Source organism: Bradyrhizobium yuanmingense (assembly GCF_029167105.1).
Lineage (GTDB): Bacteria > Pseudomonadota > Alphaproteobacteria > Rhizobiales > Xanthobacteraceae > Bradyrhizobium > Bradyrhizobium yuanmingense_A.
Map to the genome: position 1 here is coordinate 161,171 of NZ_JARFML010000010.1, position 13,930 is coordinate 175,100.

Genomic DNA, 13,930 nt, shown 5'->3' on the forward strand with positions numbered 1-13,930 from the left:
ATTTGCAATGGGAATTGAGGACATGAAAGTACTTCGTCGTACCGCTCAGGCAGCAGGTCTCTGGCTCGCATTCATGGCAGCCGCCCTTGCCAGCGAACCGCTGAAGATTGCGACCAGCGCCGGCCCGGTTGCCCAATTGGCGTCCTTTGCCGCCAAGCTCGCCAAGGAGAAGGGGCAGGACGTCAAGATCGTCGAGCTGTCGGACTGGGTGGCGTTGAACGAGGTCGTGAACAGCGGCGAGGTCGATGCCAATCTGTTCCAGCATGCGACTTATCTTGCTCTTCAGAACAAGCAGCGCGGCTTCAATCTGGTGCAGGTCGATAAGGTCGGCGTGATTGCGCCTGTCGGCCTGTTCTCGAAGAAGATCAAGAAGCTCGACGAGATCAAGTCGGGCGACAGCGTCGCTATTCCAAACGAGCCGCTCAACGGTGCCCGCGGTTTGATCCTGCTGGAACGGGCTGGGCTGATCAAGCTTGCGCCCGGCAAGGGCTTTTCGGTCAGCAAGTTCGACATCATCGAGAATCCAAAGAACCTCAAGATCGTCGAGCTCGACCCCGCCCAGACCTATCGGTCGCTGGACGACGTAACGCTGGCGCTCGTCAACATCACTTACCTCATTCCGGCCGGCGGCGATCCGAAGTCCGCCCTGATCATCGATCGCACCGCTGACGATGGCCTCGTGCTTCGCTTCACGGCCCGGCCCGACAAGAAGGACGATCCGCGCCTGAAGGCCTTCATCCAGGTGTTCAACTCGCCGGAGGTGAAGCAATTCATCGAGGAGAAGATCCCGGCGTTCATTCCGGCGGGGTTCAGCAGCTAGCGTACCTTCGAGGAACAGCTTTGGCATGATCTATGTCGTCGACGTGAATCAGATGAGCTTTGCCTTCGTGGCCGGTAGTGAGAGCCACGCTTCGGAGATCGTGAGATCGCCGGCGTTTGTGCAGGCTCTGGGGCGCTTCTTCCTGAATCGACAAGGCTCCGGGTTTTCGAACCATCGCCCGCGTGCCGCAACCGTTCAGGAACTTGCTCTCTTCAACGACATGTCGTCCGAGTTCGCGGATGCCACGGCGGACGTCCTGGTTGCCCGCGTGGCGTAGCTTTGCAGCGATTGCGCGTGGCGGCCGAAGGGTTGAGCAGAAATGAGGTTGGAGACGAGTGATGACGAAGCCACCTGACCGTGCCGAGAAGCTGTCGAGTTCGGCAGGATCCGTCGTCTTCGACGCCGATGTGCTGGTGCTCGGTGGCGGTCCCGCGGGCACATGGGCCGCGATCAGCGCCGCCGAGCATGGTGCGCGTGTCGTGCTGGCGGACAAGGGGTTCTGCGGCACGTCAGGCGCGACTGCGGCAGCCGGCACCGGTGTCTGGTATGTCGACCCCTCTCCGGAGCGCCGCGAGGCCGCGATGGCCAGCCGTGAGAAGCTCGGTGGCCACCTCCAGGACCGCCGCTGGATGGTGCGCGTGCTGGACCGGACCTACGTCCAGAGCAACCAGCTCGCCGAGTGGGGCTATCCTTATCCCGTCGATGACGAGGGCAAGCCGCAGCGCAATTCGCTCCAGGGCCCGGAATACATGCGGCTGATGCGCAAGCGGACCAAGCAGGCCGGGGTGACCATCCTCGATCATTCACCCGCGCTCGAGCTGCTGGTCGACGGCAACGGCGTGGTGGCGGGAGCTACGGGCTTGCGCCGCCAGAAGGGGGATCGCTGGGCGGTGAACGCCAAGGCCGTGGTGATCGCCACCGGCGGGTGCGCCTTTCTCAGCAAGACGCTCGGTTCGAACGTGCTGACCGGCGATGGCTATCTCCTCGCTGCGGAAGCGGGCGCGGAATTCACCAGCATGGAGTTCTCCAACGCCTACGCGATCTCGCCGGCCTTCGGATCGGTGACCAAGACCTTGTTCTATGGCTGGGCGAGTTTCACCGACGAGCAAGGCAGCGTCATTCCCGGCGCGTCGTCGAAAGGCGGACGCTCCGTGATTGCGCGCGCGCTCCGTCAGGGTCCCGTGTACGCCCAGCTTGACCAGGCAGATGCCGAGACCCGGCGGCACATGCGCATGTCGCAGCCGAACTTCTTTCTCCCGTTCGACCGCACCGGTATCGATCCCTTCACGCAACGATTTGCGATCACGTTGCGCCTCGAGGGGACCGTTCGCGGCACGGGGGGCTTGCGGATCATCGACGACAATTGTGCGACCACGGTTCCGGGTCTGTACGCCGCAGGCGATGCCGCGACGCGCGAACTGATCTGCGGCGGCTTCACCGGTGGCGGCAGCCACAACGCCGCTTGGGCGATGTCGTCAGGCTATTGGGCCGGTCAGGGTGCCGCAGAGTTCGCGCGCCAGCTGGGTACGACAAGCAGGCGCCAGTCCTTCCGGCGCGGCACTGTTGGTCTGCGCTCCGGCAATGCGCGGCCATTGCAGGGCGGCGCGCTCGCGCGGAGCGTTCAGGACGAGGTGTTCCCCTACGAGCTGAATTACTTCCGCGAGGCCGGGCGACTGGGTGGGGCGCTCCGTCGGCTGGATGCATTGTGGTCTGATGCCTCGGCTGCCGGTGCGCCGGACGAGCAGGAGCTGCTACGTGCACGCGAAGCGGCCGCCATGCTCGCGACCGCGCGTTGGATGTATCGCAGCGCGCTGGCGCGTCAGGAAAGCCGGGGCATGCACCGCCGCGACGACTACCCCGAACAGGACGACCGTTACCTCCATTTCGTGACGACCGGCGGGCTCGACGACGTCTGGACATCGGCGCGCCCATTGGGGTCTAAGCAATATGCGGAGGCCGCGGAATGATCGAGGTCATCGATGCCGAACGGTGCACGGCCTGCGACATCTGTGTGAACGTGTGCCCGACCAATGTCTTCGACAAGACGGACGGCATTCCCAGGATCGCGCGCCAGAGCGACTGCCAGACCTGCTTCCTGTGCGAGCTCTATTGTCCCGAGGATGCGCTGTTCGTCTCGCCGTTCGCCGACGCGCCGCAGGCGGTCGACGTGGCCGCGTTGAAGGAGGCGACCCTGCTGGGCAGTTATCGGCGAGCGGTGGGCTGGGTCGAGGAGAGCCGGCACCTGCGAGCGGCCGATCGGAGCTATCGGCTGTTCGGCCATTGAGATTCATGTCGCCTCTGGAGGCCTGCCATGAGCGGAGATCGCCTCTTTCTGTTGAAGCCGGGATTTGAAGATCCCGAACGGCCGGGCCGCTTCTTCGTCTGCCCGCACTGTAATGCTATCGAGGGATTGCTGGCGTCGTTTCCCGGATTGGCAACGCAGATCGAGGTGCACCGCCTGCCGTTCGCGCGTCCGCGAACGCCCCTCGTCGAAATCCTGGGCGAGCAGCACCAATCGCTTCCGGTTCTGGTCTTCGATGAAAGCCGGCCGGTGCCCGAGGACGCAGGCGTTGCCAACGGCCGGCGCTTCATCGATTCCTCGGAGCGAATACTCCGCTATCTGGCTGATCGCTACGCATTCCCATATCTTCGCCATTAGGACCGATCGGGATCGTCGGCACCTAGGTTTGCACCTGCCCCCAGCGCTGAACCGTGATCCGCGTCAGGCTCCGGAAGATCACGCCCTCCACAACAAGACCGATCAGGATCACCGTGAGCAGTCCCGCAAAGACGCTTGCCGTCTCCAGCTGCGCGCGGCTGGTGTAGATGAACCAGCCGATCCCGCCGGACCGCGCGCTGACGCCGAACACGAGTTCCGCCGCGATCAGCGTGCGCCAGGCGAACGCCCAGCCGATCCGCAAGCCCGACAGGATCTGTGGGAAGGCAGCGGGCACCAGGATCTCCGCGACGAACCGGCCGCCCGATAGGCCAAGGTTGCGGCCGGCCATTCGCAGGGTCGGCGGCACCGCGAGGAATCCGCTATAGCAGGCGAGCGCCACCGGCCACAGAACGGAGTGCACGATGACGAAGATGAGGCTTGGCGTTCCCACGCCGAACCACAGCAATGCAATGGGCAGCAGCGCGATGGCCGGAAGCGGATTGAACATCGACGTCAACAGGCCAAGAGCCTCATTGCCCCAGCGCGACAGCGCGGCGAGGGTCGTCAGCACTGCTGCGATGGCAACGCCCAGCGCATAGCCGGTGATGAGGACCCGCAGCGAGGTCGCTGCACGGTTCGGCAGCTCGCCCGACAGGACGGCCGACCATAGCGCCGACAGCGTCGCGCCCAGGGTCGGCAGCAGAAGCGCGTTGTCGAGCCAGCACGCATAGAGCTCCCAGGTTAGCGCAAAGCCGGCGAGGATGACGAAGCGCCGCCAGGGCGTTCCTGCAAGTGCACGTCGCAGCGCCGGCGCATGAACGAGTTTGGGGGCCGCGATGTCAGACATGGTCGATTCCCGCTGCGGAAAACACGGTCTCCTGGATCCGCCGCTCCAGCTCGCCAAAACCTGAGCTGCCGCGCACGCGGACTTCCGGGGGGACATCGAAGGTGGCGGCCAGCCGTCCCGGGTGCGGCGTCAGGGCCAGGATGCGGGTTCCGACGCGGATCGCCTCGTCGATGCCATGGGTTACGAACAGGGCGGTGTTGCCGGTCTCCTCACACAGCTTGAGCAGTTCGTCCTGCATCTGCCGCCGCGTCAGGGCATCAAGTGCGGCGAAGGGTTCGTCCATCAGCAGCAGTGCCGGCTCCAGCGCAAAGGCCCGCGCGATCGCGACGCGCTGCTTCATGCCGCCGGACAAGGTGTGAGGGAAAGCGTCGACGAAATTCTTCAGCCCGACGCGCTCGAGCCAGCGCCGCGCGATACCTTCTGCATCTCGCCGCGGCAGCGATTTTCCCCGCTCCAGGGCATAGCGCACATTGCCGAGCACCGTGCGCCAGGGCAGCAACTGGTCGAACTCCTGAAACACGGTCATGCGGTCGGGCCCCGGAGCTCCGATCCGCCGGCCGTTCATACGGAGCTCGCCCGCGCTTGGCTTGAGGAAACCGCCGACGGCACGCAATAGCGTGGATTTGCCGCAGCCTGACGGGCCGAGCAGCACCAGCCGCTCCCCGGCCGCGATTTTGAAGCTGACGTCTTCAACGGCAGTCAGGATACCGTCCGGCGTCGGATAGCTGATGCTGACGTGATCGAGCTCTAGTAGTGCCGGCGCCGTCATGTCGCCGACGAGGCCGGTTAGTCGCGGAGCGACGTTCATGTCAGCTTCCCGGTTTCTCTCCGAGCCCCGACCAGAACAGGTCCCGCCACGAGGCGGGTGCCTGCTTGATCAGGCCGACCTTGGCTTCGAAATCGGCGAACTTCTGGGCTCCCTCGGGCACGGTGGTGAAGTTCACGTCCTTGTCGCGGATGATGCTCTCGACGAAATCAGGCGCAAGCTTCGAACCTTCCGCCTTGATGTAAAGCGCGGCCGCTTCCTTGGGATTGGCCTTGATCCATTCGTTGGCGCGGTCGAGACCGCGGACGAAAGCCTGGATCGTCTTCGGGTTGTCGTTGACGAACTTCGTGGTGGAATAGACCACGTTGAAGGTGTGGGGGCCGCCGAGCACGTCGTAGCTGTTGAGGACCTGATGCACCTTGCCGCTCGCCAGTTGCTGCTGCGAGAACGGCGGCGAGGCGAAATGCGCCGTAATCTCCGACTGGCCCGACAGGATCTGCGCCGTCGCGTCCGGATGCGGCATGCTGACGGTGAGCTCGTCCAGCTTGTCGTATTTGCCGAACGCCTTGTCCGCCGCCATCTGGAGCACGATCGGCTGGAAGCCGACCTTGACCGATGGAAGCGCGATCCGGTCCTTTTCGGTGAAATCGGCCAGCGTCTTGATCTTGGGATTGTTGGTGGTCAGGACGTTGGCCATCGAGCCGAGCGCCGCGATGCCGATGATCTTGGCCGTGGTCCGCGTCTTGTCCCAGGTCAGGATCATCGGCGTGATGCCGGCGGTCGCGAAATCGAGGCCGCCCGAAATCAGCGCCTCGTTCATGGCCGCCGCGCCGGACAGCCGCAGCCATTCGATCTTTGGCGGCGCAATGCCGAGCGCCTTCGCTTCTTCCTCGATCAGCCCCTTCTCGCTGGCAACGATGAGCGGAAGATAGGCGATGCCGAACTGTTGGGCGATGCGAAGCTGCGTTGTTTCGGCGCGCAAGCCATTCGCGCCGCCCAGCGAAATGATCAGCGCGAGCGCCGCCTGCAAAAGCCACGATTTATTCATGTTGACGTCTCTTGAATTCCAATTCGTGCGACGGCTCACCACGAGCCATTGCCGCACACTTCAGGAAATCATTCAGCCGGTCCAGTGAACTGATGTCGCTGCGCCATTTTCGAAAGAATCGCACTTTCGCGTCGCGTTTGACGGGAAGTCCGTTCTCCCATCGCGTTCGATGAAAGAAGTCTGTTCCTGTGCCTTGAGGAGCTTCGGTCCGATCGCGGGCGTCCGGCAGGAGCTGACAATAGAAGAACGTTACGTTTCATTCGTCGTTCTCGCCGGAGAAGTCTGTTCTACGCTGAAATAGACATCTTCCCGACATCGAAGACGGCAGGGCGTCTCGTTCGCCGCAGGCTGCCAAAAGAGTTATGCCTTTCATTGACGCGGCAATGGCCCGGCCCAAACATGGAGCGATCGGCATGGCCCGGCATCCACGTGCTGCCGGCGGAGCCGCGCTGTGTTGCCAGAGGCAGAGATCATGGTGTCGTCCGCGCTTGAAGAGCTGTCGATAGCGACCGACGTGCTGGTCGTCGGCGGCGGCATGGCGGGTGCCTGGGCCGCGACCTCTGCCGCAGAAGCGGGGGCGAAAGTCGTACTGGTCGACAAGGGCTATTGCGGCACCAGTGGCGTCACGGCCGCGGCAGGGCCGGGCCATTGGTGGGTCCCGCCGGATCCTCCGGCGGCGCGCGACGCGGCCGTTGCCAATCGTGTCACGAGCGGCCTTGGTCTTGGCGAAGCGGACTGGATGTATCGCATTCTCGACCAGACCTGGCGGACGCTGCCGACGCTGGCGCGCTATTACAAGTTCGGCGTGGATGACGAGGGGCGGGTGAACTATCGCGCGGTGCGCGGACCCGAATATATGCGCGCGCTGCGGCAGCAGGCGCTGGGCCACGGCGTCACCATCCTCGATCATTCGCCCGTTCTCGAGCTTCTGGCGCGATCCGACGGCTCGATCGGCGGTGCCCGCGGCCAGCGTCGGCAGGATGGCGGGAGGGCCTACCGGGTCGAGGCGGGAGCGGTGGTGCTCGGAGCCGGCGGGACCAGCTTCCTCTCCCATCTTCTGGGTTCGCAAACCAACACGGGGGACGGCTATCTCCTGGCGGCCGAAGCGGGTGCGGAGGTGTCCGGGATGGAGTTCACCGCGGCCTACACCATTGCGCCCGCGCATTCGACGATGACGCGAAGCATGGCGTATTCGTTCGCGACCTATTACGACGCCGCCGGGCGCGAGCTCGATCTTCCGTTCGGCCCCGACCAGACCCTACGTCTGGCGCGCGCTCTTCAGCGCGGACCGGTCTACTGCTCGCTGCACCGTCTTCCCGACGACATCAAGGCGCGGCTGCACACGATTTCGCCGAACGTTCCATTGGTGTTCGATCGCTGGGGCATCGATCCTTATCGGCATCGCTTCGAAGTGACATTGCACAACCGACGGCACCATCAGGGGCATTGGCGGCGTGCGGGTGCACGATGTGGATGGGACGACATCGGTACCGGGACTGTTCGTGGCCGGCGACAATGCCTCGCGCGAGAAGGTTGCGGGCGCGATCTCCGGCGGCGGCAATGTCAACTCGGCCTGGGCGCTTTCGTCCGGCGTGTTCGCCGGACGTGCTGCGGCACGCCTCGTGCGTGGCGCGAAGAGGCGCGTGGGCGGGCTGCGGCCACTTGGTCGCGTCGGGCGCGAACCCCGCAGGGCCGCCAAGACCGTCGATCTCGCCGCGCTTCGCGACGGCGTTCGCGCCGAAATGCACCCGTTCGACAAAAATCTATTCCGCACTGCGCACGGACTTGCAGCATCTGCAGTCGTGCTCGAAGGCTTGTGGGCCCAGCTGGCCGATCACGCAGATACAGGCACGATCGCCTCGCGCGAGACGGCGGCTCTACTGGCAACAGCGCGCTGGTCCGTCGCCACGGCGGCAGCGCGTAAGGAGAGCAGGGGCCTTCATCGCCGCGAGGATTTCCCTTCACGGGATTGCGGGCTTGCAGTCCGTCTGCTGAGTGGCGGCCTGGACCAGGTCTGGGTCGCCGTCGATGGTGCTCCTGCGGATACTAAGACCGGTCAGCTCGAGGTGGCATCATGATCGAGCTCATCGTCGCGGACCGCTGCACGGATTGCGGGACATGCATCGAGGTTTGTCCAGCCAATGTGCTCGACGCCGGGCAAGGTGGCTTGCCGATTCTCGCGCGTGTCGAGGATTGCCAGACCTGCTTCATGTGCGAGCTCTATTGCCAGGCGGACGCCATCTACGTCGCACCCGATTGCGACCGCCGTGTCACCGTGGACGAGACCGAAGTGGTGGCCTCCGGTCGCCTCGGTCAATACCGCAAGCATTCCGGTTGGGACGAATGGTCGGATCGCTTTCCTAACGAGCAATGGCTGATGGAAACCGTCTTCCGCCGCGCCGGCGAGGCCGCAGCGCAGGCGAAAGTGACGTCGGCCGACGTGATCCGCACCAAGTGAGTCCGGAGAGACAAACTCGTTTGTCGTGCCGGGATGCGTCGTCCTGTTGTTGCAGGACAGCGGCGATCTTTGAAAAGACTATCTTGGTCCCAGCGCCTAGCATGTCCTCGTTGTTGCCACCGCAAAGCTGCAGGACATGAACACTCCGCGAATTGAAAGCAGGCGCGCCTCCACCAGCGTGCGGTCGCCGATCATCGTCAATCAGCTCGGCGCGGAAGTTCGTGCCGTCCTGGCCGATCACTGGTCGCGTCCGCTAATCATCGATCATCCTGCTGATCGCGCGCCATGGGAGATCGCGCCCGAGGCTGACGTGTTGCTGACGCGGCCGCTGGCTGGTTGGCACGGCGCGCCCAAGGAGAAGCCGGCCGGCTGGCCGTTCGGCCTGCGCTGGATCCAGACCGCTTCGCGGCTGGCCGATAAGACGTTGGTCAACCTCGACGCCTACGCGCATGGCGTGGCGCTTGCCGACGTCTTCGACAAGAATCTCGAATACTAGAAAAGGAGCGGCAACAATGAACAAGGTCGTCGAGAAGCCCAAGAAGTATTCCCTGGTCGAGCGTACGCCGGCCGCGACGTTCGAGGAGGAGCGGCTGCACCGCAAGCAACGGCTTGCTGCAACGTTCCGTCTGTTTTCGCGCCATGGCTTCGATCAGGGCCTTGCGGGCCATGTCACCGTGCGTGACCCGGAATTTCCCGAGCGGTTCTGGATCAACCCTCTCTCGAAACATTTCAGCCAGATCAAGGTGTCCGATCTTCAGCTGGTCGACCACGACGGCAATATCCTGATCGGCGACAAGCCGATCAACCAGGCCGGCTTCGTGATCCATTCGGCGATCCACGCCGCGCATCCCGAGGTCATCGCCGCGGCCCACACCCATTCGACCTACGGCAAGGCTTGGTCGGCGCTCGGCCGGCTGCTCGGCCCGCTGACGCAGGATTCCTGCGCCTTCTACGAGGATCACGTGCTGTTCGATCCCTTCTCGGGCGTCGTGCTGGAAGCGGAAGAGGGTCGCAAGATCGCGCAAGCCTTGGGATCGAAGAAGGCCGCCATCTTGCAGAACCACGGCCTGCTCACGGTCGGGCCGACCATCGAGGCGGCCGCGTGGTGGTACATCGCGATGGACAACGCGGCGCGCGCCCAGTTGCTCGCCGAAGCGGCCGGTACGCCGAAGCCGATCCCGCACGAGGTTGCCAGCCTCACCGCGCGCCAGGTCGGCACGCACAAGGGCGGCTACTTCAGTTTCCAGCCGCTCTGGGATTGGATCACCGAGGCGGAGCCGGATCTGTTCAACTAGCGGTCACGTCGCGCGGAGCTTGGCGGCGAGCTCCGCGCATTGCTGCCGGATGTCGGGAACCGCGATGATTTCCCAGAATGCGGCCCGCGTCAGCGGGCCGACGGCGTAGAGACGCCGCGAGGGGGACCCGTCGCGATGGACGATCGCGCAGTCGCGCGTGACGTCGATCCCGATCCGCAGCGGATCGATGCGGGCAAGGCCCTGGTCGAGCAGGCTGCGCACTGCCGGGTTGGTGCTGGCGCCGGGATCGCGGACGATACCGGTGCAGTCGATGATGGCTCCGACATGCAGCTCGGACGTCTCGGCTTGGCCGCGCCGGCGATAGCGAACGATTGCGCCGGCAGCGTTCGGCGTGACGGTGGCGAGCTTGCCGGCGATAACCGTCAGCCGCCCCATCGCAAGGGCGTCCGCAATGCGGGCCTCGACCTCCGGCGCGGTGCGATGACGATGCACATCCCACCAAGCGCGGGCGTGCTCCAGGAAACGGCGCCTGGAGCTCAACGGCAGCTCCTGCCAAAGCCGCTGAGTGTAAGGCCTGATCGCGTCGACGGCACCGCGCCAATCGCCGCCTTCGTCGACGTGCATCTCGATACGGCGGCGAAACCAGCGGAGCAGCGTGCCGATCTCGGCGCCGAACGGGATCTCGTGCTCGGCGAAGCGCATTGGATCGACGCGCCGATGCGCTCGCGGCAGCAGGCCGCGCCGCGACATCGCGACGATCCGTCCCTGATGTCCGTGGCGGAGCAGCGACAGCACATAGTCCACCATCGAGAGACCGGTGCCGAGGATGAGCACGGTGGCGTTCGGGTCGATGCCGGCGTCGGCGGGTGAGGCCCAGGGTTCGGCATGGCCGGCCAGCAGCGGCGCTGCGGCATCATGGCCGGTGGCGAGAATGGCCGTGCTACCGGTGATGCATGTTCTGTCGGAAAGGGTGATTGCGACCTCAGAGCGACTTTCTCGGATCGACACGCACTCGCCACGCACGATGGTCAGGCCTTGTGTCCCGTCGCGCGATCTCAGCGGCGCGATCAGATCGGCGAGATAGTCTCCGTAGGTCTGCCGCGGAACGAAGCAATAGGGATCCGGACACAGCGGCCCGGCGGGCTGTGCGCACAGCCAGTTCCAGAAATGGTCGGGATCGTCGGGAAGCGCGCTCATATTGGTCACGCGCACGTTGAGGAGATGTTCGGGATTGCCTGCATGATAGGCAAGTCCCCGTCCGATCTCGGGCCTCTTCTCGATCAAGGTCACGCGGAGATCGGATGGATTGGTCTTCAGCAGTTGAAAGGCGAGAAGAACGCCGCTGGCGCCTCCGCCGATGACGATCGCGTGCCGCCCCTCCGGACCCATCGTGCCGCCCCCGTTATGGTCGCTCGGTCAACGTCGCAGGAGGGGGAAGTTCTACAGGCCAAATGCGTTGATAGTCAGACAGGTATGGTATTTTCTTCTCCGGCGATCCGGGGTGATCGCACCGAGTCGAGAACGACCCTGCGGAGCAGAAGACCGCGTCAGAGCGGCGGAACAGATCTGCCGAGGCTGTTGGCGGGTTTCAGACCCAGAGATTGGGCACGAATTCGTTCGAATATCCCGAGACGAACTCGTGCTCGGCCCCGGTCGCAGCATCGAAGACGGAGCGGTGGATCCTGCCGATGTTGCCGCCATAGACGTGAATGCTGATCGACGACTTGTCCATCAAGCCATTCGAGATGGCATGAATATCGCCGATATCGGGCGAGACGGCGGCCACGTTGCCTTTCGCCAGGCGCTCGGTGGCGCCGGGCCGCAACGAGCCATCGGGTTGCCGCGCGTAGCTGACCGAGAGCTCTTCTCCCCGCAACACGCCCACTAGGCCCCAGACGCGATGGTCGTGGATTGGGGTGCCCTGTCCGGGTCCCCAGACGAAGCTGACGATGGAGAAACGATCGAGCGGATCGGCGTAGAGCAGGTATTGTCGATAGGCTTTGCCATCAGCTGCAGCGTAGGCGTCCGGCAGCCAGTCGTCCGTGGTGACCAGTTCCCTGAGCTTCGGCACAAGCCGAGCAAGGGTCGCGCGCTCATCCAGCTTCGCATCGACGACCCGTGCGACCTCGGCGACGAAGGTGCGGAGCTTGGGCAGGCCGGTCATCGTGCCGCCTCGAACCGCTTTGGAAACAGACCCCGCGCGGCGAATTCGTCGACGGATGCGCGCGGACTCGGCTGCTCGCGCTGAAGCAGGGCGGGCGCCAGATGCGCTCCATCGCCCTTGCGACCGAGCGCGATCACGATCTCGACGTCAAATCCCTGGGGAACGCCGAGGAGCGTTCGCGCCTTCTCGACGTCGAACCCGCTCATGCCGTGAGCAGGCCAGCCGCCGATGGCAGCCTGGTTGGCGAAATTGGCCTATGCGGCGCCTGCATCGAAGGAGTGGGTTCGCGAAAATTGTGCTTCGGTCTTGCCAAGCGGCGTGAACTCCTTCCTGGAGAGAAGGTAGATCAGGGCCGCCGCACGTTGAGCCCATCCGCGATTGAACTCGATCAAGGGAGCAAGAAATGTATCAAAATCCGCCTCGCCTCTGAGGGCGTAGAGAAACCGCCAGGGCTGCGAGTTGTAGGCGGAGGGCGCCCACCGCGCCGCCTCGAACAACGTCCGAAGTTCGCCTTCCGTAATTTGCTCCTGGGAAAATCCCCGGGGGGACCAGCGATCGACGAAGATGCGCTCGGCAGGGTGGTCAGCGACGCGGTTCGTGCGCTGCGATGTCTGGACGGTCACGGTATCTCTCTCATTGCGACGAGGCACGTTCAACATGGGATGCGCGAGCAGATATGACGGTCAACGTCGTGCCGGACACAGGATACTTGCGGCGGAATCAAGTTTGGCAGGATCCCTGCGAGCGCGACGAGTTCCTGAGGACGACATTTCCGAATTGCCTGCACGCAGAACAATTCTTTGCGGACCATCGATCCCGTGCCTGCAAGATAAGTCGTCGTCGGCGGTATTGTGTTACGAGCGGGGTTATTCTGCGGAATGCAGGCGCCCCGGCGGACTTCAACCTGCGGTCGCCAGGGGACGCGTGGGCGCCGCCTGCGCAACAGCAGCGCCCCCCGACGGAATGGATTCCAGCAACGACCTTGTATAGGGCTGCCGTGGATTGTCGAAGATCTCAGCGTCCGTCCCGTGCTCAACGATGCGGCCACGGTGCATGACCGAAACGGTGTGAGCGAGCTGGCGTACCAGCGCGAGATCGTGCGAGACGAACACATAGGTCAGTCCGAGATTGGCCTGCAGCGTGAGCAGGACCTCGACGATGCCGGCCTGGACGCTGACGTCGAGTGCGGAGGTGGGTTCGTCGAGCACGATCACATCGGGCCTGAGCACCAGCGATCGTGCAATGGCCACGCGTTGGCGCTGGCCGCCTGACAGGGCCCCGGGCTTGCGGGACAGCAGATGCTCGCCAAGCTCGACGTCGGCCAACGCTTCGCGTACCCGCTCGTCGCGCTCCTTGCGCATTCCGATCTTGAAGCGGTCGAGCGGTTCGCGCACCAGCTGCTCGATCGTCCAGGTCGGGTCGAGCGAGGTGAACGGGTTCTGGTAGACCAGCTGAAGGTGGCGCCATGCCGAGCGCAGCGCCTCCGGTGAGCGGCCGGTGATCTGCTCGCCTGCGACCGAGATGGTCCCGCTGTCGGGTTGCTCGAGACCGAGCAGCAGCCGCACCGCCGTCGTTTTGCCCGAGCCGGACTCGCCGACCAGCGCGTGCGTGGTGCCGGCCGGAACTGTGAACGACAAATCGCTGGCGGCCGTCAGCCTCTTGCCGTCCACGGTGAAGGTCTTCGTGACGGCGTTGACTTCTATCTTCCGCCTGTCGCCAACGGTGGTCTTGAGGGCGCGGAGACCCGTGTCGCGTAGCGCAGCATAACGGTCAGGATTGAGGGCTGGGACATCCGCGCGCAGCTTTCTCGCGTACGCCGACGCCGGCGAGGAGAAGACGGAAGCGGTCTGGCCGGCTTCCTGAATGACGCCGTCCTTGAGCACCACCAGCTCCTTTAGAGGCTCGGCTGCCC

At 64.4% G+C, this 13,930-nt stretch carries 15 protein-coding genes and 2 pseudogenes; 10 read left to right on the forward strand and 7 right to left on the reverse strand.

Annotation, left to right across the window (positions count from 1 at the left end; translation table 11 throughout):
- The first annotated feature begins 22 nt into the window (after positions 1-22).
- The 5 genes from P0R31_RS15560 (at position 23) to P0R31_RS15580 (ending at position 3,479) form a co-directional block, all read left to right on the forward strand.
- Positions 23-820: a MetQ/NlpA family ABC transporter substrate-binding protein gene (locus P0R31_RS15560; protein ID WP_275508820.1), complete on the forward strand. Its 798-nt coding sequence runs from the start codon at positions 23-25 to the stop codon at positions 818-820.
- A gap of 25 nt (positions 821-845) precedes the next feature.
- A complete protein-coding gene (locus P0R31_RS15565; protein ID WP_225172337.1) occupies positions 846-1,097 on the forward strand; it encodes a hypothetical protein in 252 nt (83 codons plus the stop codon).
- 61 nt (positions 1,098-1,158) lie between these two features.
- Complete coding sequence (locus P0R31_RS15570; RefSeq protein WP_275508821.1) at positions 1,159-2,787, forward strand: FAD-dependent oxidoreductase; 1,629 nt, start codon at positions 1,159-1,161, stop codon at positions 2,785-2,787.
- On the forward strand, positions 2,784-3,104 hold the full coding sequence (locus P0R31_RS15575; RefSeq protein ID WP_225172335.1) for a 4Fe-4S dicluster domain-containing protein: 321 nt from the start codon (positions 2,784-2,786) through the stop codon (positions 3,102-3,104). The genes P0R31_RS15570 and P0R31_RS15575 overlap by 4 nt, the downstream gene beginning before the upstream one ends.
- 27 nt (positions 3,105-3,131) lie before the next feature.
- Positions 3,132-3,479: a DUF3088 domain-containing protein gene (locus P0R31_RS15580; RefSeq protein ID WP_275508822.1), complete on the forward strand. Its 348-nt coding sequence runs from the start codon at positions 3,132-3,134 to the stop codon at positions 3,477-3,479.
- A gap of 22 nt (positions 3,480-3,501) precedes the next feature.
- Here the strand turns inward: P0R31_RS15580 and P0R31_RS15585 are convergent, their stop codons facing one another.
- The 3 genes from P0R31_RS15585 to P0R31_RS15595 are packed head-to-tail and all read right to left on the reverse strand — an operon-like array spanning position 3,502 to position 6,140.
- Entirely contained in the window at positions 3,502-4,326 is an 825-nt protein-coding gene (locus P0R31_RS15585; RefSeq protein ID WP_275508823.1) for an ABC transporter permease, read from the reverse strand.
- Positions 4,319-5,134, reverse strand: a complete 816-nt coding sequence (locus tag P0R31_RS15590; RefSeq protein WP_275514771.1) for an ABC transporter ATP-binding protein — start codon at positions 5,132-5,134, stop codon at positions 4,319-4,321. Before P0R31_RS15590 ends, P0R31_RS15585 begins: the two co-directional genes overlap by 8 nt.
- Position 5,135: 1 nt before the next feature.
- Complete coding sequence (locus P0R31_RS15595) at positions 5,136-6,140, reverse strand: ABC transporter substrate-binding protein (protein WP_275508825.1); 1,005 nt, start codon at positions 6,138-6,140, stop codon at positions 5,136-5,138.
- Between the two features lie 472 nt (positions 6,141-6,612).
- Here P0R31_RS15595 and P0R31_RS15600 point away from each other — a divergent pair, with 472 nt between their 5' ends.
- The 5 genes from P0R31_RS15600 (at position 6,613) to P0R31_RS15620 (ending at position 9,893) form a co-directional block, all read left to right on the forward strand.
- On the forward strand, positions 6,613-8,064 hold the full coding sequence (locus tag P0R31_RS15600) for an FAD-dependent oxidoreductase (RefSeq protein ID WP_275514772.1): 1,452 nt from the start codon (positions 6,613-6,615) through the stop codon (positions 8,062-8,064).
- Positions 7,955-8,218: an FAD-binding protein gene (locus tag P0R31_RS15605; RefSeq protein WP_275508827.1), complete on the forward strand. Its 264-nt coding sequence runs from the start codon at positions 7,955-7,957 to the stop codon at positions 8,216-8,218. Before P0R31_RS15600 ends, P0R31_RS15605 begins: the two co-directional genes overlap by 110 nt.
- Positions 8,215-8,598 (forward strand): 4Fe-4S dicluster domain-containing protein, encoded by a 384-nt coding sequence (locus tag P0R31_RS15610; RefSeq protein ID WP_260376093.1) that lies wholly within the window; start codon positions 8,215-8,217, stop codon positions 8,596-8,598. The genes P0R31_RS15605 and P0R31_RS15610 overlap by 4 nt, the downstream gene beginning before the upstream one ends.
- Positions 8,599-8,734: 136 nt before the next feature.
- Positions 8,735-9,094, forward strand: a complete 360-nt coding sequence (locus P0R31_RS15615) for a hypothetical protein (protein WP_275508828.1) — start codon at positions 8,735-8,737, stop codon at positions 9,092-9,094.
- Between the two features lie 16 nt (positions 9,095-9,110).
- Positions 9,111-9,893: a class II aldolase/adducin family protein gene (locus P0R31_RS15620; RefSeq protein ID WP_275508829.1), complete on the forward strand. Its 783-nt coding sequence runs from the start codon at positions 9,111-9,113 to the stop codon at positions 9,891-9,893.
- 3 nt (positions 9,894-9,896) lie between these two features.
- Here P0R31_RS15620 and P0R31_RS15625 read toward each other — a convergent pair whose 3' ends face one another.
- From P0R31_RS15625 to P0R31_RS15640, 4 genes and pseudogenes are all read right to left on the reverse strand, one after another.
- The gene (locus P0R31_RS15625; protein ID WP_275508830.1) at positions 9,897-11,243 is read right to left on the reverse strand and encodes an FAD/NAD(P)-binding protein; all 1,347 of its coding nucleotides are present in this window, start codon (positions 11,241-11,243) and stop codon (positions 9,897-9,899) included.
- Positions 11,244-11,442: 199 nt separating this feature from the next.
- Positions 11,443-12,018 (reverse strand): cysteine dioxygenase, encoded by a 576-nt coding sequence (locus tag P0R31_RS15630; protein WP_275514773.1) that lies wholly within the window; start codon positions 12,016-12,018, stop codon positions 11,443-11,445.
- Positions 12,015-12,677: pseudogene (locus tag P0R31_RS15635) on the reverse strand (nitroreductase family protein). The gene P0R31_RS15630 and the pseudogene P0R31_RS15635 overlap by 4 nt, the downstream one beginning before the upstream one ends.
- A 240-nt stretch (positions 12,678-12,917) precedes the next feature.
- A pseudogene (locus P0R31_RS15640) lies at positions 12,918-13,928 on the reverse strand (ABC transporter ATP-binding protein); the annotation flags it as partial.
- Positions 13,929-13,930: the final 2 nt, after the last annotated feature.